Annotated in this window: 12 protein-coding genes; 2 read left to right on the top strand and 10 right to left on the bottom strand. The window is 52.8% G+C overall.

The genetic code is table 11. The features are described from left to right. Positions 1 to 20: 20 nt before the first annotated feature. The 6 genes from CSQ89_RS01220 to CSQ89_RS01245 all read right to left on the bottom strand — a co-directional run bounded on the left by CSQ89_RS01220 (position 21) and on the right by CSQ89_RS01245 (position 14494). Complete coding sequence (locus CSQ89_RS01220) at positions 21 to 3860, bottom strand: calcium-binding protein (protein WP_099404372.1); 3840 nt, start codon at positions 3858 to 3860, stop codon at positions 21 to 23. Positions 3861 to 4724: 864 nt separating this feature from the next. Next, the gene (locus CSQ89_RS01225) at positions 4725 to 8429 is read right to left on the bottom strand and encodes a calcium-binding protein (RefSeq protein ID WP_099404373.1); all 3705 of its coding nucleotides are present in this window, start codon (positions 8427 to 8429) and stop codon (positions 4725 to 4727) included. A gap of 203 nt (positions 8430 to 8632) precedes the next feature. Continuing rightward, on the bottom strand, positions 8633 to 10051 hold the full coding sequence (locus CSQ89_RS01230) for an HlyD family type I secretion periplasmic adaptor subunit (protein ID WP_099404374.1): 1419 nt from the start codon (positions 10049 to 10051) through the stop codon (positions 8633 to 8635). A 10-nt stretch (positions 10052 to 10061) separates the two neighbouring features. Beyond that, positions 10062 to 12194, bottom strand: a complete 2133-nt coding sequence (locus CSQ89_RS01235; RefSeq protein WP_304441788.1) for a type I secretion system permease/ATPase — start codon at positions 12192 to 12194, stop codon at positions 10062 to 10064. Between the two features lie 918 nt (positions 12195 to 13112). Continuing rightward, the gene (locus CSQ89_RS01240; protein ID WP_099404375.1) at positions 13113 to 13799 is read right to left on the bottom strand and encodes a hypothetical protein; all 687 of its coding nucleotides are present in this window, start codon (positions 13797 to 13799) and stop codon (positions 13113 to 13115) included. Between the two features lie 23 nt (positions 13800 to 13822). Then, entirely contained in the window at positions 13823 to 14494 is a 672-nt protein-coding gene (locus CSQ89_RS01245; RefSeq protein ID WP_139023018.1) for a hypothetical protein, read from the bottom strand. Positions 14495 to 14578: 84 nt separating this feature from the next. On the opposite strand from CSQ89_RS01245, the gene CSQ89_RS01250 reads away from it, so the two are divergent. Continuing rightward, entirely contained in the window at positions 14579 to 16477 is a 1899-nt protein-coding gene (locus CSQ89_RS01250) for an ATP-binding cassette domain-containing protein (RefSeq protein WP_099404377.1), read from the top strand. 15 nt (positions 16478 to 16492) lie between these two features. After that, positions 16493 to 17647, top strand: a complete 1155-nt coding sequence (locus tag CSQ89_RS01255; RefSeq protein WP_099404378.1) for an MFS transporter — start codon at positions 16493 to 16495, stop codon at positions 17645 to 17647. Between the two features lie 82 nt (positions 17648 to 17729). Here the strand turns inward: CSQ89_RS01255 and CSQ89_RS01260 are convergent, their stop codons facing one another. The 4 genes from CSQ89_RS01260 to CSQ89_RS01270 all read right to left on the bottom strand — a co-directional run bounded on the left by CSQ89_RS01260 (position 17730) and on the right by CSQ89_RS01270 (position 21762). Further along, entirely contained in the window at positions 17730 to 18527 is a 798-nt protein-coding gene (locus tag CSQ89_RS01260) for a transporter substrate-binding domain-containing protein (RefSeq protein WP_158228855.1), read from the bottom strand. An 89-nt stretch (positions 18528 to 18616) separates the two neighbouring features. Further along, the gene (locus CSQ89_RS22815; protein ID WP_199065113.1) at positions 18617 to 19300 is read right to left on the bottom strand and encodes an alpha/beta hydrolase family protein; all 684 of its coding nucleotides are present in this window, start codon (positions 19298 to 19300) and stop codon (positions 18617 to 18619) included. Next, the gene (locus tag CSQ89_RS23650) at positions 19297 to 20550 is read right to left on the bottom strand and encodes a PD40 domain-containing protein (protein ID WP_199065116.1); all 1254 of its coding nucleotides are present in this window, start codon (positions 20548 to 20550) and stop codon (positions 19297 to 19299) included. The genes CSQ89_RS22815 and CSQ89_RS23650 overlap by 4 nt, the downstream gene beginning before the upstream one ends. 171 nt (positions 20551 to 20721) lie before the next feature. Next, complete coding sequence (locus CSQ89_RS01270; RefSeq protein WP_099404380.1) at positions 20722 to 21762, bottom strand: substrate-binding domain-containing protein; 1041 nt, start codon at positions 21760 to 21762, stop codon at positions 20722 to 20724. Positions 21763 to 21800 lie beyond the last annotated feature (38 nt).

Below are 21800 nucleotides of genomic sequence, written 5' to 3' on the forward strand. Positions count from 1 at the left end.
CTATCAACGCAGCCCAGAGACTAGAAAGGTGCGGCTGCCAATTGTGGTTGGATTGATGTGGGGCGAGACAAGCTGGAGGATGAATGCGCGCCGTTATCTGGGCCAAAGCTGGCCATGCTGTCGAGCAACAAGGCAGCTTGGTGGGAAGCAGACACGTCCAGGCTGGGGGTAGCGCTTGGATCATTGGTCAAGAGCGAGCTAAGAGTTTGCCCAGTGAGCATATCCAGCGTCCGCACGCCCATATCTTTGGGCGTTACCACCATGATGTCGGCTGGGATTGCGGCAAAGGTATGCAGCTTTGCAGTGGTGTTGCCGACCTTGATATCCACCGTCCAGGCGAATTTGTTGCTTGGTGGCGATGTAGCGCCCGGTGGGGTAGCGGAACCCTGATAGGGACGGTATCTGATCTGCACTTCTGACTGAGTAGCGCCATCAAATACCAATACCATGCGCTGGTTGCGTTGCATGTCATCGTAGATATCGTCGCTGCCATCCTGGGTGCCAAACCGGAAGGTGGTTTCAGCATCTGCCATTAGCCAGACTTTGTCGTTGCCGCTACCACCAATGATTTCCGCTTTGTTGCCTGTACTGCCAGCTGCACCACGGATAACAATGGTGTCGTCATCCTCGCCTGCATCGATCATCAGGTCGCTGTGGTTCAGGGTCAGACCGAACTGGTCGTTTCCATTACCGCCAAAGAAGGAGCCGTTGCTGTAGGTGTAATCGTGGGCGTCGGTGTCGCTGTAAAGTGAATCGTTGCCATCCCCCATGAAGACAGTAAGGTCGGAAATTGCACCAACTCGGATCAGGTCGTTGCCATTACCGAGGCTAAAGGAACGCAGTGAGTCACCACGTAGGACTCTTACATCGTCGTCATATTGACTGCCGATAATCGATTCATACTGCTTGAGCGTTCCGCTGACAACATGATTGTCGCTTGTCTTGGAGCTAAGCGTGCCTTCAGGCTTGTTGGCGTTGGTCTCGTAGTACACCGCTCCCTTCATGTTCTGGAACACAGCAACGTCATCGCCAGCACCGCCATTGGCTAGTGCCGGTGCATCATCGAAAAAGGTACGGTCATTGCCATCGCCCATGTCCACGGTAACGCCACTGCCGACCGAGGCAATGTCATCGCCACCCCTTAAATTAATGACATCGTTGCCTCCGTTAGATGCATACATATCATCGCCTCCGGTGCCCTCAACAGTATCGGCAAACGCCGATCCTTTCCATGCCTGAATATGCTCAGCATGGCTCATAAAAATGTTGTGGCCCCGGGTAGAGAGTTGGAAGTTGACAGTGTTGGTTCCTTCGCCGCCATCCAGCTTCTGCGGCATATTTTCGAGCAGGAACATATCGTCACCTGCCCCTGCTGTGACTTCAAAGTAGAACACCTTGGTATTGATATACAGCGAGTTTAATGTAGAACGACTGTTATCAAGCGAGAGCGAGACGGCCTTATGGTCATACGTTTCCGGCTGATCGCCATTGTCGACTTGATAAACCGTATCGAAGCCGCTTTTATGTGTTGTCTGGTCGAAGACATTATCCAGCCGCAGTACGCCTTTGGCTCTGCTGTCGCTGCCGGTGTCGCTTTTGATGTTGCTTGAGCGGACAGCGGTTGTCAGATTGGGCGTAGCGTTAGGGTTCACAACCTTAGCTGGATTGCCCTTGGCGTCAATAATATTGACCGTCCTGTCTGCGTTGACAGCGAGATCTGCCCACTCTGATACATTTTTTTCAGAGCCATATTTGAATTCCTGCTTTGAGAAGGTGATCAGGTGGTAACTCTGTGCGCCGAATTTGTCTGCAGAGTCGGCGAGGGAGCTGACGCTTTGGCTGGTGAGATAGCGCATGCGGTCGTCAAATGAATTATGGAGCCACTCATCAGTCATCAGCCTGTCCATATCGTGCTTCAGTTTATTTGTGTAGATGGCCGAGAACCAGTTCACGATAGGTGTGGCATCCAGCGCAGCGATCTTATGCATCGTGTCCACTACTTGCGCCTCGTGATTCAAGCCTTTGCCGGTTAATTCATACCAGGTCTTATTTAATTCTACGGCGTGGCCGATCGCTGAGAAGTTTGGAACGAGTATGAAAAGCAAAGCCGCAGGAGGGCAGACGAGCGAGACGCCGATGCCAGCGATACCGGCGGCGGTGCCAATGACGGCGTTGGACAGGTCCCACTTCGATTGCGTAGAGCTGAAATCCCCCTTATAGGTATTAGCCACCTCAACGATATTAAGTATTGAACTGACTGTCATTAAACCCGCACCAGCCACGGCAGCGCCTTGTGCTGCGCGCAATGCTTTGGTGCCTGAGGTAAGTGTGTTGATTATGTCTGTAGCGAAAAACCCTGTATCGGCCAGTGTGGTCAGGGTTAACTGTGCCTTTTTCACATCAGTAGTCGGTGTGTTGGCGGCCGCGTAGATATCGTTGGCGAGTGCCAGCATATCGGCGACAAAGAAGACACTATTCTTGCCGAGCTTGGTATTCAGTTCCTTGCCTCGGTTGAAACTGAACTTTGCTTCTTCACCCACCGATTTGATGGCTTTCAACCGTTCTTCAGCCAGAACATCTACCGTACCGAGGTTAAGTGATTCGCCTCTGCGAAAGAGCTTGTCTACATTGTTGGGTAACTGATTGGGTAAGTTCGTGACACTTTTCTGAAATGCCATGAAAAGATCATTGAATGCCTTGGTTGGACTTTCCTTTTTTTGGTGTGCTTCAATCAATGCATAGGCAATAGCGAAGGGGGCTTTGAGTGAGTTGGCGGCATAATATGCGGCTGTGATCGCATGTTTGGCGGTTTCATCTTTATTCGCTGCTTGAAAGGCTTCATCGGGGACGGCGAACAATAGCGCCCCACCTGCTCCCAGGAAGCGTCCGAATTGTTGCGCATTACTCCGAGCCGCATAGCGACTTGTCATTCGATGATATTGTGAATCGTTGAGTAAATTACCTTTCAGCTTGGGGATTTCAACCGCTTCTAGGTTGTAGTTGGCCAATACGACGGCGATTTGCCGCGCTCGTTCAGGGGTGATCTTGTTATTGGGGTCCTTCGCCATCTCATCGGAGATTTTTTTTGCAGAAGCGTTAATGGCGTCAGGGGTAATTGTCTTCAGCGTTTCTTCTTTCCACTTTTGCCAATTTTTGGCGAACGTGGAATTGTCCTTGTTCAGGTTGATGCCCCCCAATTCCTCCGACAACCTGATTTGTAAGCGGTCGATACGCTGCAAGGGGGAAATGTCGAGGCCCTTATCTCGCCACGTTTTTACGCGAGTACTGTCCGTGGAAAGGATATTACCCAAGCCGGACGTCAACTTCTCATATGAACCTTGGTACTGGATTTTCGCTAGGTCGTTATAGAAGCGGGAATATGTGGTGAATACTAGGTAGCTGCGTGCTTGCCCTGGGAGTGGAGGGCTTGATCCGGTGATTTTGTTCAGATTGTCTAATTCTGTTTGTAGCGATTTTAGTTTGTCGGGTGCTGCATCCTTAATTAGATTGCTTAACAGAACCAGCGAATTCCTGCTGTCTTCAATCTGAGTGGCCCAATTATTCAGGGTTTCCCTCCTGATGACTGCCCAATCGTTCTTGTCCTCCTCCTTGTTGACTGTCCCGATGGGTCTCCAAATTAGATCGTGGTCAGCCTTGGTTAGGGATAGGCCGAGGGCTTTCGTGGCGTCTCGAAATGCCTGGGCATCATTACCGCCCATATATTTGTTCAGATAAATAACCTTTGCATCTTCACCGCCTTTCTGCTCAGAACTGCTTAGAATGCTGTTGATCTGCTCGAGCAAAAACGAGAATGAATCAGCAGAGAAATCCAGTTTCTTCCGTAAGTCTTCGTATGCCATGATGCGACTCCTTGCTTGACGAGATGCTCAACCACATCCTGGATCTGGTATGCGGTGCGGTACCATTCCTGTCTATGCACTCAATGCATACCTTGGGACGGTAGGAGATGTACCTGCACTGGCCTAAGTTTTGGGGTAGCGCAAGTACAATTTCAAAGGTCTACTGCATGGCCTCCGGCCGAGGCTTGGAGTCTTGTTTATGCTCTGTCGCGAGCAGGTGCCCACACCGGGAAGCGCTGCACAGAAACCGACGTGTATGTAGGTACAGGAGGCTGCAAGTTGCTTATCCCACACCGCTAGGTGTGCTATGCCGCGGCCTACGTTGCGGCATAGCTTTCAAGGAAGCGCGGAGTTCAAATGCCTTGGGCTGGGCTTGTTCTGGCAAAGGATGCGGCAGACTGTCTGATTGGCCCAAGTAGCCGATAAGGGAAACACCACGATCTTTCTTGCGGCGATTCTTTTTACAGTCAACTGTGATTCTTGTCGCTACCGCTTTTATCGTATTGGTTTGATCAAACTAATGCTGTAAGCCACGCCAGTCTTTCGAAAATGGACAGCGCTTATCAATTTTTACTCTTTTAATCAGCCAATTAGGGTGAGTCGTCATTCATCTAGGCCATGTGGTTGCGGCAGCGAGGCAAATGGCGCTAAGGAAGTGGCAAGTGGCCCTGCCGTAGCGTCGCAATCGAGCGGTTTTGCATAAGCAGGGTGCAGAAGTTCTCTAACACGAGGGTCGAGCCTTATACACATCCCCTTCGAAGCAAGGCATGTCCTATCAGGTGTTGACACCGCAATTGCCCCGCCATATCAGCAGGGCACTTGCGGGGTTAGGGTTTGAACCCGATGCTCACCATTGGTCAGCCATTAGAAAGGTGCGGCTGCCAATTGTGGTTGGGTTGATGCGGGGCGAGACAAGCTGGAGGATGAATGCGCGCCGTTATCTGGGCCAAAGCTGGCCATGCTGTCGAGCAACAAGGCAGCTTGGTGGGAAGCAGACACGTCCAGGCTGGGGGTAGCGCTTGGATCATTGGTCAAGAGCGAGCTAAGAGCTTGCCCAGTGAGCATATCCAGCGTCCGCACGCCCATATCTTTGGGCGTTACCACCATGATGTCGGCTGGGACTGCGGCAAAGGTATGCAGCTTTGCAGTGGTGTTGCCGACCTTGATATCCACCGTCCAGGCGTAGCTATTACTGGTTGATGTTGTGGCGTCGGTCGATGTCATGGTGCCGGTGTAAGCGCGATAACTGATCTGCACGTCTTGCTGATTAGCGCCATCAAACACCAATACCATGCGCTGGCTGCGTTGCATGTCATCGTAGATATCATCGGTACCATCTTGCGTACCAAAACGAATGGTACTTTCAACATCCCCCACTAGCCAAATAGTGTCATCGCCTGCGCCCCCGACAATCTCGGCTTTGTTGTTGGCGCTCCCCACAGCCGTCTTAACCAGAATAATGTCGTTATCTTCACCGCCGTCAAGCAGCACACTGGAGTTGTTGAGCGTCAGGGTAAATGTGTCATTGCCTTTTCCGCCAAAAAATGAGCCATTGCTATAGCTGGACCCGTTGACTTCCTTGTCGTTTCGAATGGTGTCATTACCATCGCCAAGAAAGGCAGTGACATCAGATACGGCACCAAGGGTAAGCAGGTCGCTGCCTGCACCCAGGCTAAACGAGCGGAGGGCGTCGCCTTTCAATACCGTGATATCGTCAAAATGCTGTGTACCAATGAGTGATTCGTATAGCTTAAGTGACTTTGCCGGGACATTGTCCGCTTGGTTTTCTGCGTGAAGGGAACCTTCGGCAATCCCATTACTCGCGTACCGGATGCCGGTTTTCATGTTCTGAAAAACAGCGGTGTCTGTACCAGCGCCACCATTAGCGAGTGTAGGTAGATCATCAAAGAACGTCACATCGTCCCCGGCACCCATATCGACCGTATCCCCGTTGCCAACGGCTGCAAAGTCATCGCCATCCAGCAATTGGATGTTGTCGCCACCGCCGGCGGAGGCATACATATCATTGCTGCTGGTGCCGAGCACTGTGTCGGCAAAGGTAGAGCCTTTCCAGGCGGCGATGTTGGTACCGCGTTTCATATCGATGGCAACACCCTTGGTGGCGAGCTGAAAGCTGACGTTGTTGGAACCCAAGCCGCCGTTCAACTCAGCCAGCATTTCGCCGAGCACGAACATGTCGTCACCCGAACCAGCCTTGATGTGTACGTTGGGGGCAGAGGCGTTGATATAGAGGCCCCTGAGCGTAGAGCGGCTGTTGTCGAGCGTGAGGTCGGGGATGTTTTGACCGTCTCCTTTATCAATTTGATAAACCGCATCAAAGCCGGTTGTAGCAGACTGCTCATTTAATGCGCCATCCAGTTGGAGTACACCTGTCGAATCCATACTGTTGTTGGTCTTTTTGCTCGAACGTACGGTAGTTTGTCCACCGATGCTGGTGGCGATGTCCACCCAGTCGGACACACTCTTTTCTCTGCCTAAATAGTTGAAATCCTGTTTAGACGAAGTGATCAGATGGTAGCTTTGCGTACCGGCTTTGGCGGCGTAGCTCTGGAGGTTGGTAGTACTTTCTTTACCGATGTAATTCATACGGTCATCAAACGCCGCTTGATACCACTCGGCGTTCATGGCACGTAGCATTTTGTTCTTCAGATCGGGCGTGTAGACACCGGAGAACCAGTTCACGATCGGTGTGGCATCCAGCGCAGAAATCTTGTGCAATGTGTCAACTACCTGCGCTTCGTGATTCAGTCCTTTACCGGTGAATTCGTACCAGGTTCTATTCAGTTCAACAGCTTGACCGATCGCAGAGAAATTCGGGATCAACATAAAGAGCAAGGCTGCAGGTGGGCAAACGATGGATACGCCGATGCCGGCGATGCTGGCAGCGGTGCTGATGATGGCATTGGACAGATCCCACTTCGATTGCTCGGAACTGAAATCCCCTTTGTAGCGCTGAGCGACGTCGACAATGTTGAGTATGGAGTTGACGGATGACAGCGCGGCCCCAACGACTGCCAGGCCCTGTGCTGCACGCAGTGCTTTTGTCCCAGATGCAATTGCAGAAAGCATATCGGCACTAAAGAATGCGGTATCGGTTAGCAGGCTGAGTGACAGCTGGGCTTTGCCCAGGTCGCTTTTCGGTGGCGTGCTGGCGGCGGTATAGATGTCATTGGCAAACGACAGCAAGTCGGCAGCAAAGAATGCGACGGACTTGCCAAGTTGCTTACCCAGTTCCTTACCACGGTTGAAATTGAACTTGGCTTCATCACCGGCTGACTTGATTACCTTGAGGCGTTGCTCATCGAGTACGTCAACCGTACCAAGATTAAACGACTGCGCCTTGCCGAATAATTGGTTCACTTTATCGGGTAGCTGAACCGTAACCTTCTGCGCATTTTTCTGGAACGACACGACGAAATCGTTGAATACTTTGGTCGGGCTTTGATTTTTCAGCCGTGCCTCGATCATCGTATAGGCGATGGCATAGGGTACATTAAGCGCACTTGCTGCAAATTGCGCTGCCTTGATGGCGTGCTTGGCCGCCTCATCGGTGTTTGTCGCAGCGAAAACTTCCCCGGGTACCGAGAACAGTAGCGACCCACCTGAACCCAGAAAGCGCCCAAATTGTTGAGCGCTGCTGCGAGTGGTGTAACGGTCGGCTAACCGTTGATACTGCGAATTGTTGAGCAGCGAGCCTTTCAGTTTGGGGATCTCGTCAGCTTCAATACGATAATTTGCCAGCTCGATAGCGGTCTGTTTGGCTTGTTCGAGCGTGATCTTGTTTTTGGGATCCTTATTGAGCGAGGTATAGATTTCTTTTGCGGACTTGTTGATGGCTTCCGGGGTGATCGATGTCAACGCATCGTTTTTCCATTTCTGCCAGCTCTTGGCAAATGTTGAATCACCGTTGTTGAGATTGATACCCCCCATCAACTGTGACAGTTTGGTTTGCAGGTGGTCGATACGTCGCAATGGGTCGATGCTGATACCCTGCGCGCGCCACGCTTCTACAACCGAGCTGTTGTTGGAGATGATGTTACCCAACCCCGATGTCAGTTTTTCGAATGAGCGTTCGTATTGGATCTTTGCCAGGTTGGTGTAGGTACGCGCCATTGAGGTGATAAGTTGATAACTACGCGCCAAGCCCGACTGTGGCTGGATGTCGTTGGTGGCGACGATCAATTCATTCAGTTCGGTCTGGACAGCTGCCTGCTGTGTTGGTGTGGCATCCTTGAGTAAGTGGGTCAGCAAAACCAGTGAGTTCTTGCTGTACTCAACCTGATTGACCCAGCTATCCAGTGTTTCTTTGCTCACCACTGGCTTTCCCAGGGTTTCTGAGAGCTTGAGATCGGATTCGGAAGACGTAAGACCGAGTACTTTCGTGGCATCCAGGAACGTCTTGGCATCCCCTCCTAGATAGTCCGACAGCGTAATGACTTTGGCGCTGTTGATGATGGATTGCGTCTGGATGTACTTGATTTTTTCCAGCAGAAAAGAAAAAGAATCGGCAGCAAAATCCAGCTTTTGCCGTAAGTCTTCGAATGCCATGGTGTGACTCCTTGATTGACGAAACACACAACGATTGCGCCTTATTTAAACCGAGGCGCGGCACGGCACTCCCCCCTAGCCGTGCAATGGATGCACACCATAGTGGGAGTGTGATGTACCAGCGTTACCGTGTATGCCACGGTAGTGCCGATACAATTTCAATTGGTTGGTGGGTTACGCCTTATGCACTTGGGGGAGACGGACTAGCGCTCCCGGAAACCTTCGCTGACTTGCTCGGTGAGCGGGCTGAGGAAATAGTCGATGATGCGCCGCAGGCCTGTCTTGACCTCGGCAGTAACCGCCATGCCGGGGGCGAGACGTATCCATTTGCGATCTATCCACATCTTGTCGGCATCAAGCTTCACTCTGGCGTGGTAAACCAAGCCGCGCTTTTCATCATTGATGGCATCGTTCGATACACTGATGACACGGCCACGCAGATAGCCATAACGGGTATAGGGAAAGGTTTCTACCTTGACCGTCACATACTGGCCCTGGCTGACGAAGCCGATGTCTTTGTTTTCGACCATCGCTTCGATTTCCAACGAGTCGTCCGGCACGATCACGAGCAAGGGCTGGGCTGCCGTCACAACACCGCCGACGGTATGGACAACCAACTGCTGTACGGTGCCGCTTACTGGGGCGGTAAGCCGGGTAAGCTGTTGCCGCTGGTGTGCCTTTGTGCTGTCTTCGGTGAACTGCATCGATTGCAGATAAGCCTGATTTTGCGCATCAAGCAGTTGCCGGCGGAATTCAGCGGTGAGGCTCGTCATCTGGGTTTCCTGTTCCTGGATGGCGGCAGTCAATTCCTGGATACGGCTGCGCTGCGCGACCAAATCTTTTTCCAGGCCAATGCGCTCTTTTTCCTGCGCCAGATAACCATGGCGGGAGACGAAGTTCTGTTCCAGCAGCCGCTTGTAATCGGCTGCCTGCTCGTTGGATATGGGCAGGGTTTGCTCCAGCTTGTTTACCAAGGCACGCGTGGTGGTCAGTTCGGCCCGGCGTTTTTGCAATTCGGCCGACAGAGTGGCTTGTTTGCTGCGGTGCTCGGCCAGCTGTGCCTGCGCCAGTTGTGTTTCGGCGAGAACACGTTGGCTGCTGACGCCGGGTGGGCTGATCAGCTGCACATCAGAACGTTGCTCAAGTGCTTGTAGCAAGGCATTTGCCCGGGCCAGGGCCAGGGCGGCGCCTTCATGTGCTTCTTCCGATTTCACCACGTCGGCGCCGGTAGCGGTGGCGTCCAGCTCGATCAGTAACTGGCCCGCGGTTACGGCTTGCCCATCGCGTATATGGATTGCCCGTACTACACCGGCTTCCAGCGGTTGAACCACCTTGATACGGTCATTCGGTACCACCTTGCCCGGGGCAACTGCCACGATGTCGAGCTTGCCGATGAGGGCCCACAGCAAGGTGATGGCCAGCAAAGCGATGATCAGACGCATCGCCCAGCGTGGTGCTGGGTGCACCGGCGCTTCCTGTAATTCCAGATGCGCAGGTAGAAAGGCCAGCTCGTGGTCTGTACGTTGAGGCGAAACCATGTCATGGCGTTGTGCCCACGCGGTTTTCCATATGCTGGTATAGCGGGTAAATAAATCACGCACGGCATGCAAAGCGAGGCTCATGGTGTCTCCTTCAGCCGTTTTGCAGGGCAAGCAGGTTGGCGTAGTAACCGCCGGGCTTGCTGGCGAGTTCCTGATGCGGGCCAATCTCGACTATCTGTCCCTTGTCCATCGCCACGATACGATGGGCAACGCGTACGGCAGATAGCCGGTGCGCGATGATGAGTACAGTACGACCCTGGCAGATGTCCTTCATGTTGTCTTGAATGACGCGCTCGGATTCATAGTCCAGCGCCGAGGTGGCTTCGTCGAAAATCAGAATGCGAGGATTCATTACCAGCGCACGCGCAATGGCGATGCGTTGGCGTTGGCCGCCCGATAAGCCGGTGCCATGTTCGCCGACGATGGTGTCATACCCTTCCGACAACGCGCAGATGAAGTCATGGGCGCCGGCCAGTTTAGCGGCCTCGATTACGGCATCCAGCGGTAGGCCGGGTGCTGTCAGGGCAATGTTGTCGCGAATCGACCGGTTGAATAGCAGGTTTTCCTGCAAGACCACGCCAACCTGCCGACGCAACCAGGCGGGGTCGGCCAAGGCCAGATCGATACCATCAATGCGAACATGGCCGCGTTCGGGGATATACAGCCGTTGTAATAGTTTGGTGAGGGTGGACTTGCCCGATCCTGAACGGCCCACGATGCCGATGACTTCTCCCGGTGCAATGGTCAAGTTGATACCCCGCAACACTTCGGGTGCATCGGCCTTGTAGCGGAAGTTCACGTCCTCGAAGGTGACTTGGCCATCAATCGCGGCCAGTGCTTGTCGGCTTTGTGGAATCTCCGTGCGGGTATTGAGAATATCGCCCAGGCGCTGCATGGAAATGCCGACTTGCTGGAATTCCTGCCAAAGCTGGGCCAGCCGAATGATAGGCGAGGCGACATGACCCGCCAGCATATTGAAGGCAACCAATTGGCCGACAGTGAGCTGGCCTTCAATGACCATTTTGGCCCCAAACCACATGATCGCCACGGTCACCAATTTGTTGACCAGTTGCACACCCTGTTGGCCGAATGTCGCGAGCGTTACCACCCGAAAACTGGCGGCCACGTAGGCGGCCAGTTGTTTATCCCAACGCTGGGTGAATTGCGGTTCTACCGCCATCGCTTTGACAGTTTCAATGCCGGAAACAGACTCCACCAGAAAAGACTGACTATCGGCCCCGCGCGCGAATTTTTCATCCAAGCGGGCACGTAAGCTGGGGGTAATGGCGGCAGAGATCAGCCCATAGCAGGGTAGCGACAGTACGACGATCAGTGTCAGCCAGCCGCTATAGATGCACATGACCGCAAGGAATACCACGATGAATGCCAAGTCCAGCACCGACGTCATGGCTTGACCAGTGAGGAAATTGCGGATGTTTTCCAGTTCTCGGATGCGCGCTACCGAGTCCCCCACCCGCCGGCTGGTGAAGTAGCTCAGCGGTAGCGCCAACAGGTGGCGAAACAAGCGCGCGCCCAGTTCGACATCAATTCGGTTGGTGGTATGGGAAAACACATAATTGCGCAGACCACCCAACACAACATCAAAGACGGCAACTACGACCAGGCCGATAGCGATGACATTGAGCGTGGAATAACCGCGGTGCACCAGCACCTTGTCCATCACCACCTGGAAAAACATGGGGGTAACCAAGGCAAACAGCTGCAATGCGAGGGACACCCCGAGTACTTCCAGCAGTAGCTTACGATATTTGATGACAGCGGGAATAAACCAGGAAAAGTCGAACCGGGCGAATTCACCGGTCAACGAAGCCCGTGAGGCTAATAGCATCAACCGGCCGTTCCAGCGTGCTTCCAATTCGGTCATCGATAGCACTTGTGGCCGGCCAACACTTGGGTCCTGTATCAGAACGCGTTCCCCGTCGATCCGAGCAATTACAAAGTGCTGGCCTTCCGTATTGAGTGCCAGGGCAGGGAGAGGTGTTGTCGCCAAACGGCCGATGCGAGTGTTGACGACGCGAGCTTTTAAACCCAGTGAACGGGATGCCAGCAAGAGTTGGGTTTCATCAAAGGGTTGCCCATCCTGGCCGAATTGATGCCGTAACTGCGCGCTATTCGCCGCAGTTGAATGGAACTGCGCGAGTATGATCAAGCAGGCAAGTCCGCAGTCTTCCGGGGACGGTGAAGGCATATCAGTTAACTGCATGACGGGTTCCTTTTTGTTATTGTTTTTGAAAATATTTTAATGCGATTTAATATGAATATTGGGGAAAACCGTAACTGCGATTGTGCATATGCAATATTTATTTGAGCATTTACTTCATGGGCAGCATGTAATAGATGTGAAGTATTTAATTTTTCTGCAAAAGAAAAATGGTGCAGTGCGAAAAGTATGAGTTTGGATGGTGTTGATAATCAGCTGAGTGGAAGAGGTAAAAGTATTGATTCAGCAACGCACCCTTCATATTTTATATATTCGTTAATTATTAATAAATAAAACAATCATTTATGATTTTGTAGAGTGCTTGTCACTTTCTCGTCAAACCAGGGCATCAGGTCACTGGCTTGCTTGTGGCGAGCGGATACAGATTTTTTGAAGAAGTAGTGTGGAAGTTGATAAAGTGTGACATCACTTTGAGTCTGTTCTCTGGGTTATGAAAAGAACATCGTTGTGTAGATCACTCTTCAATGACAGCCTGAACGATTTAAATAGCCTTGTTATCTTCTTGTGAGATCGTGGCAAAACAGGCCGGTCAAACATTTGGTCAAGCGTTAATGTCCGAAATTATCTTTTTACGAGGGAAGGGGTAGGTTGATACCTTTTGCCGAGGATGGGTAGATCAATCCTGGTAAATGAAATTGAAGTAAAAGAAATATGCGCTGATTATGGAACTGGGCAATTGATCTAGTGGATTCGATATAGGCTTTAATCAAAGAAAATAGGGAAAAAGAAAATAGCCGATAAAATTTGGATAAATCGCACCCATTGTTGAATTGATCTCACCAAGTGAAACCCTGAGAAATCGACTATCGCGCTTTTGCGTACCGCACCGGCGTGGTTCTTTACTGCCTGTTTGCCCCCTAGGTAACGCCTTGGTACTGCACTAAGCATGATTGGCGTGTTTCAGGCAGAAAATAGGCTTTGTAATTCCTGTGTGCTGAGTTGGCGTTGCAGTTTGCTGGGTGCATCCTGGTCGTTGGCCAGAAAATAGAAAAATTCCCGGGCCAGGCTCACGAAGACATGCCAGCGATCTTGGCTGGGTAACAGGGCAAGGACTTGATCGACGCTGGTTCGATAACTTTCGGTGTTGGGATTGGCATCACGCATCGTATACAACAGCAGCTTGATCAAACGCATCCGCGCCTGGATATTGGCTTCTTCCAGGCCCATCTTGACCAGTTCTTCACCATAGCGATGCAATGTGCGGAATTGATGGGCATGCAGCTCCAGCTTCTGCAAGCTGGCTTGCGACCAAGGGTCGGCTTGCATATGTGTTAACGCTTTGGCGAGGTTGTTGTCGATGGCAGGGCTGGCCACAGGTTGTGGTATCACTGTGGGTGTGGATTCCCCGCGCCAATAGGGAAAGAATTCACGTATCAATGCGCGAAACTGGTCTTCCTCAGGAAAGTTGCGCAGTGTGATATCGGCCCCGGCGCGGTAGCCCTGGCCATCGTGCGAGACATCACGCAGGTTGCTTAAAAGATGGCGCAGGAAATGCCGGGTGGTGGTGAGTTGCTTGTTCGATACGCCCCTCAATTTCAGCGTATCGAGGTATTGCTCCAGCGCGGCTTCAGGTAACGGATGAGTCATTGGCGTACTCGGTCAGTATGCGTTCAAGCGGCGCGGGCGAGCGGGTCTGCCCGTGTCGTGCCATGCCAGCAGTAAAAAAATTCCCGTGCCAGATCGGTAAATACCCGGCGGCTGTCTTCATTGGAAAATAGGGTGAGCATGGCATCGACACCGGCACGGTAGGCCATAGGGGTGTCGTCCGTATGGCGGATGATGTAGAGCAAAAGGGTCAGCAGACGCTCGCGAATGTCCCGGACAGCGTTGTCTGTGCCTTGTTCGACGAGTTGCTGCATATAGACCGCAAGGCTGGGGTGCTCTTCAAGCGCCCACGGGTCGGCATTGAGCCGCTCGAACATTTCAATCAGGTTCCCTTGCAGGTCGATGGGCGGATGCGCCAACGAGATGGCGTCGGCAGCATTAAGGCGGGCGATGGTTTTCAGATCGCCGGTCCAAAAAGGGTAGAACTCCCGCGCAGTGGTGATAATTTCAACCTGCTGGTCGTCGGGAAAACGATGAAGTACAAGGTCGACCGCATAGCGATAGCCCGCGTCGCCATCGGTAATGTGCTTGTCGGTTTGGCTTTCCAGTGTCGTCACCAGGTTACGCAGAAAGTGCTTGCGCCGGGTAAGGATGCTGGTGGCTGCTCCCTTGCTCTTCAAAAGCTGCAGGTAAGCGGCTTGCGCAGTGACGGCTTGATTGGGGTCGAATATTGTCATGGCCGGATAAGGTGGATACCGCATTGAATACTAGTTGATTTCATAAAACACGGCGGCTTGCGTGCAACTGGTAAAATTCGCCCCATGATCCGTCTCTCCTCCCTTACCCTACGTCGCGGCACCAAGGTGCTGCTCGAACAAGTTGATTTGATTTTGCATCGCGGCCAACGCGTTGGCATCGTTGGCCCCAATGGCGCCGGCAAATCGAGTTTTTTCGGCCTTTTACGAGGTGAATTGCTGCCAGATGCAGGCGATTTTGAATACCCTGCCGGTATGGTGATTGCGTCGGTGCGCCAGGAAACCCCGGCGTTGCATGCCAGTGCGCTCGACTATGTGCTGGATGGCGATGAAGAACTGCGCATGATCCAGCGTGAAGTGGCCAACCCCGCCCACGATGGTGTGACGCATGGCGATTGGCTCGGCAAGTTTGAAGCCGTCGATGGCTATTCGGCTGAAGCGCGCGCCAGTAAGTTATTACATGGGCTTGGTTTCTCGACCAATGACTTGCAAAGGCCGGTAGCCAGTTTCTCGGGCGGGTGGCGCATGCGTCTTAACCTGGCCCAGGCGTTGATGTGCCGCTCCGACCTCTTGCTGCTTGACGAACCCACCAACCACCTTGATCTTGATGCCGTACTTTGGCTGGAAAACTGGTTATCCAGTTACCCTGGCACCCTATTGTTGATTTCACACGACCGCGATTTTCTCGATGCCACTGTCACGGCCATTGCGCATCTCGCCAATAGCAATATCGACCTCTACACCGGCAACTACGCCGAATTCGAAGCTCAAAAAGCCGAGAAACTGGCCCAGCAACAGCAGACATACGAAAAGCAGCAGCGTGAAGCGGCGCATCTACAGAAATACATCGACCGCTTCCGTGCCCAGGCGACCAAAGCCCGGCAGGCGCAGAGCCGCATCAAAGCGCTGGAACGCATGGAGATGATTTCCGCAGCGCATATCGATTCGCCCTTTGACTTCAGCTTCCGCCAACCGGCTTCCAGCCCCAACCCCTTGCTGCGTATTGAATTGGGTGCGGCGGGGTATGGCGGTAACCGGCTGTTGGACGAGATCAATATCAGCATTGAAAGTGGTGCCCGCATTGGTCTTTTGGGTCGCAACGGCGCGGGGAAATCCACGCTGGTGAAACTGCTGGCCGACGATATTGCGCTGGCAGCGGGGACGAAAGTCGAAGGTCATGGGCTGAAAATTGGTTACTTTGCCCAGCATCAGCTTGAATACCTGCGCGTGGATGAAAGCCCGCTGTGGCATATGCAGAAGTTGGACCCCAAGACCCGCGAGCAAGAGCTGCGCAACTTCCTTGGTGGCTTCAACTTCCATGGCGAGATGGCTACCGGGCCAATAGCGCCTTTTTCCGGGGGCGAGAAAGCACGCTTGGCGCTGGCCCTGATTGTGTGGCAGCGGCCTAATCTGTTGTTGCTCGATGAGCCTACCAATCACCTTGACCTGGAAATGCGCCATGCCCTCACATTGGCCTTGCAGGACTATGTGGGCGCCATGATTGTGGTCTCGCACGACCGCCACCTGTTACGGGCAACCACCGATACTTTTTGGTTGGTGGAGGAGGGCAGGGTAAAGCCTTTCGATGGTGATCTGGACGATTACAAACGTTACCGTGAGCAGGGGGGGCAAGCTGTATCGCCAGCAAATGGCGTGGTTGATAACCTCACCGGTGCTGAGCGCAAAGCCCAGAAGCGGCAGGAGGCAGAGGCGCGTCAGCGCTTGGCGGGCTTGCGCAAGCCATTGGAAAAGGAATTGAACAAAATCGATGCCAAATTGGCAGAGTTAGGTAAGCAGCGCGCTGTGGTGGTTGATGCGCTGGGTGGTGAGGAGATTTATTCCGAAGCCGCCAAAGACAAGTTGCGCGATGCCGTGCGTCAAAAGGCGGAACTCGACAGTGCCATCGAAGCCTTGGAAATGGATTGGCTGGAGTTGCATACACAGCTGGAGGCCCTGGTGGCCTGATGGTTGGTACCCCTTATGACCACTGAATTGATCGCCACCCCCACCCGCGGGTTGCTGCGCCTGCGTTATGCTGCCCTTCCAGTTTTGTTCCTATTGCTTGGCGTGGTGTATGCCAGTTGGGCCGCACGTTTGCCTGCGGTGCGCGATAGGTTGATGTTGGACCCCGCCACGTTGGGCACCGTGCTGTTGGGCGGTGGTATTGGTGCGGTTGCGTCTTTTCCGCTCGCTGCCTGGCTGGTGGGCCACTATGGAGCGCGTAAAGCCGCCTTGATGGCGGGTATAGCGATACTGCTGATTTTGCCCTTGTTGGCGATATTGCCAAGCTGGCGTTGGCTGATGTTGGGCATGGTGGGGTTTGGTGCAGCAGCCAGTTGTTTCGATGTTGCCATCAATGCACTGGGCGTTGAGCAGGAACGGGCGCTGGGTCGATCGATGATGTCCATGCTGCATGCGTGGTTCTGCGTGGGGACTTTCTGTGGGGCATTGCTGGGCAGTGCCGCTGCAGGTTTGGGCTTGTCGTCCCTTCTGCATTTTGTCTTGGTGGTACTGGCCTTGACCCTGCCATTGGGGGTGGCCTATCGCGCCTTGCCGTGCGATGCGCCCGATGCCGAGGTGGGCAAGAAACACTTTGCCTTGCCGCATGGGGCATTGATCTGGCTGGGATTGATTGCCTTCATGGGGGCGATATCCGAAGGCTCGCTCACCAACTGGATTACGTTCTACCTACGTGATCATCTTAGCGCGAGTGAAGCAATCGCCCCGCTGGGCTACGCCAGTTTTGCCGGCGCAATGCTCTTGGCCCGGATAGTAGGCGACCGACTGAAAGAGCGCTTTGGCGCAAAGCGTTTGGTGTCGGGTGGCAGTATCCTGGCTGCGTTGGGCATCGCCATTGCAATCGTCGCGCCGAATGTTCTAACTGCGATGTTCGGTTTCATTCTGACGGGGCTGGGGGTCGCTGCCGTATTTCCCTGCGTTTTCAGCGCCTCGGGTAAGGAGGGTGCAACAGCTTTGGCTGGGGTAGCCACGCTGGGTTACTCGGGATCGTTGATGGGCCCGCCGCTGATGGGCTATATGGTGCAAGGATTCGGCTTGCAGGCAGGCCTGGTTTTCCTGGCACTAATCTCGCTGGTTGTGGCTTTTGCAGCGCGCCGGACACAACTGCTGTTTTAGGTGCTGTTGTTGTTTACCGAGTAGGCGGGGCTAAAACTGTTAACTGCACCTTTCTTCAGTTAAATGCGTGTTTACAGGTTACTTACCCTTGAATTTTGAACAGGCGTAGCTGCGGTACCGCCGTATTTTCACCAAAATAGTGTTCGTAGATGCGTACGGCTTCGCCGGTCTTTTCAGATTCAAGCAATGCGTCGTTAACCATCTGCTTCAGGCGTTTTTCGCCTTTGCGCATTCCCATGGCAAAAATCTCTATGCCGAGTGGAATGTCATCGGTGACGACGACATCGGTTTTAGGTAGTTTGCTGAGATTGCCCTTCAGAATCGTCCCTGCTCCCGCTACCGCCTCGCATCCACCTGTTTGCAATAAACTGAAGGCTTCCTGATAACCAACAGCGGGTATACGAACCGTCTTGGGTAGGTTCTCCTCAAGCCAGTGTTCTGTGGTGGTGCCTTGGGCAAAACAGACTTTAGCGCCGTTGAATTGGCTCAGACTTTTGAAACGACCAGGTTTGGCTGCAAATTTCTGTATGGCGACAAAATAACCGAGGCTGAATTCGAGGATTTTTTCTGATTTGGCGTTTTTTGCCATTGCAGCGATGATGAGGTCGACACGATTATCTTGAAGCGCAGGTATGCGCTCGGTAGGAGACAAGGTTAGGAATATGGGTTTAACGCCCAACTTCTTGGCAATGTATTTCCCAAATTCCACGTCATAGCCGGTTACCACGTTCTTGGTTTTATCCAAGAAACCAAAGGGGGGCGCTTCTGCACGCACCCCGATGATAATTTCCCCTTTTTTCTGAATCTTATCGAGATCATCCGCTCGAGCGGTTGACGCAATTAGACAAACAATGGCAACCAAAGCGAGACGAAATTTCATTGTTCTTACTCCTGGGTTGGAAAGCGTGGATAAACAAATAGAAATTGTACGAAGTAATAGGTTCCACATACCTGTGACTATTTTGCGTATCAGTGTTTCAGGTAAGTCTCAAAGAAACGCAGGGTATGGCCTATGCTCAGCACTTGGTTTTCTCGCTTGGCCGCACCATGGCCCTCATCGGCGAAGATGATCAGTTCAGAAGCGACACCACGTTTTTGCGCAGCTTCATACATTTGTACGGCTTCGCCCACCGGTACGCGAGGGTCGCTTGCCCCTTGGATGATCAACAGCGGGTCTTTCAGCTTGTCGATGTGGGTAATGGGTGAAAGGGAGATCAGGGCGTCACGGTCTTTGATCGGGTCGCCATATTCTGCAGCGCGCAAGGCACGACGGTAGGGTGCCGTGTTTTCCAGGAAGGAAAGCAGGTTGGACATCCCCACGGTGGCGACCCCGGCGTCGTAGGCACCGGCAAAACGGGTCATTGCGTACAGTGTCGAATACCCACCATAGCTACCACCCATAACGCCCACCTTGGGCGCAATACCGTTCTGGGCCCAGGCTTTCTTGATGTAGATTGCCGCGTCTTCAATATCGCTGATCACATCCAGTCGCTTGGGGCCGTTGTCGGCGTTGAGCCAAGTCTTGCCATACCCATCCGAGCCGCGCACATTGGGTTGTACATAGATAAATCCCGCATCAATGAACAACTGCGCGCGCGCTGAGAAACCCGCCCGTGACTGGCCTTCAGGGCCACCATGAAACTGGACTATCACCGGGCAGGGTTGGGGCCGCAGTGGGTAGGCCGTTGGACGAACATGGGAATCTGCTGGCCATCGCGGCTGGGGTAACTTTCGAGTTTGGCCACGCTGAACTTGCTGGTATCGACTTCCGGCATGGAGGGGGCTATCCAGCGTGCCAGCTGGTGGGTTTTCCAATCGAACACATAGTTGCTATTGGGTTGACTGGCAGATTCGACACCCATCACCACGCGACGGCCATCCTGGGTGCTGTTAAGGACCATGACATGGTCTGCATCGGGAAAGGTTGGCAGCTTGAGGGGTTTCAGGGTTTTGGCGTCTAGGGCATAGCTCTTGGTGTACCCCGCCTCGTTGACCGCGTAGTAGAGTTTTTGCCTTGCACGGTCGAGCGAGAAGCTGGCGACATCCCATTTTTGTGCGGGGCTCAGTGGGCTGAATTTGCCATCGACGAGCTTGTACAGGCGGCGCGCATCATCGAACTTGCTGGTTTGCACGATCAGCTCACCAGGGGTGGCGCCATACTGGGCGCTGTAATCCTCGCTCTCGTCCTTACCCAGCAGGGGGCGGAATTCGCCCTTCAGCGGCGACCATTCCCATACTTCACTGACGACATTGGACAGCGACTTTTGCAGCAGCAATGTACCGTCGGCACGATGGTCCACGATATTCCAACTGCCTTTTTGGGCAAACAGCTTTTCCTTTTTGCCGCTGGCGAGTTCATAGCGGTAGAAGGTGTAGCTATCGCGTACTTCGTCATTGCTGCGGTAGTACACATAGCGGCCGTCGTCGGAGACGAATTCGAAAAAGGTCTGGATGCCCGGCAGGTGCTGGATCAACTTGAGCTCACCACCGTTTGCCGCCTGGAGATAAAGCCCCGGGTTCTCTTCGCCTTTACGGTCACGGCTGATGAACAGCCATTTGCCATCGGGGCTGATATCGCGGACTGCGGTAGCGTCTTCGCCACCCGTCATCTGCATCGGGAAACGTTCCGGCCCATCTACCCGCCATACTTGTGCAGTGCCGGTTACGCGCCAGCCGTAGTACATCGCCTTGCCATCGGGCGACAGGATGCCCGCCCCAGGGCCGCGCAGGTCCAACATGCGTTGCACCTTGCGGCTCAAGTCAGGCGCCAGGGTTTTGGCGCGGAAGGTTTCCAGGGTTTCGGGGCTGATGCTGTCAGCGCCCAGCCCTTGATAGCTTGGTGTATCGGCAGCCTGAGTGGTGAGTGTGGCGCAAATTAATAGGGCGAGTGGGGCGAGCTTCATGCAGCGGGGTTCCTTAAATACAAACGGCAGACGGCGATCGGATGTTGTTGCCACAAAAGGCAAAAATAGCGCGACCGGCATGGTAGGGGCTACCGTGCCGGTCGGGGGGATGGATCGAAAAAAGGAGAGGTGCGCTGCTGTTTTAACCTAGTTTCTATTCAATTGTGTTGCTTATTTGGCGACACCATTCTTCCAAATCGCCGTATAGGCTTCTTTGTAAGGAATGTCCGATTCAATTTCTTTACCATTTAATCGATTCAATACCTGCTTTGTGACGAGTATTGGTTTTGAAACGAATCCACTGGGCGGTTTACCCGCAAAGGCACGATTGAGTTCATCGGCCAACTGCCAGCCTTGCAGGAATAAAGGTTCTGCAATCGTAGCAATTTGTTGGGACTTTCCTGCCTTAATTCTGCTAATTGCAGTTGAAGAGCCATCGCCCGCCGAAACATTTCGTATATCAGGTCGGCCAATCTTTATTAGAGGGATATTCATTACATCAAAATAGAGGTCATTAATTGCCAACGTGTAAGTCCAGGCAGATCCATGGATTTGGTTCATTCGTATCACAAAGTCATCAATGAGTTTATCTGTTAATGAAATTGAAACATCTTCAATAGAAAGTACTTTGCAAGTCTTACAAGCTTCTATTGAGGCTTTTATGCGAATTGCTTTTTCTTTGGCGACAGCGTAGTGATTGTCGGTAATGATGATAACCCCTGCTTTTTCTTTACTATCATGAATGACATATTCGGCAATCATTTTCGCCACATCAATTGGGTTTGTAGCCACGTTCACAAATAAATTCGGTGTAGGCCCTGGTATGGCTGCTGCGTGCCAACCAACTAATACGATGTTTGCTTGCTTGGCCAAAGGAATAAGACGGGCAACCATGTCTTCCTGAAACGCACCCAACACGATGGCATCGGGCTTTCTTTTTATAATTTCCATAAATGCATCATTAATATTTTTTGTGTCTCCTTTTCCATTTACGATGGTGATTTTCCAATCCAGTATACGAGCAGCCTTTTCTAGTCCTCGGTATACAAGCGTGGGCCCGCTATTTTGTAAGTCGTGAGATAGGAAAACAATACTCTTTTTAGTTTGCTTGATTGGCCCATCCGTTGGCCCCAGCCATTTCTCTGCAAAGGCTGGCTGGGTAAAGCAGCACAGCGTCAGTAGTAGAACAAGGGCAACGTATATGCTTGGCATGTTCAGGCTCTTAGAGTGATTTTAATTGGAGATGAATG

Origin of the sequence: Chitinimonas sp. BJB300 (assembly GCF_002735695.1) — a bacterium.
Taxonomy (GTDB): Bacteria; Pseudomonadota; Gammaproteobacteria; order Burkholderiales; family Chitinimonadaceae; genus Chitinimonas.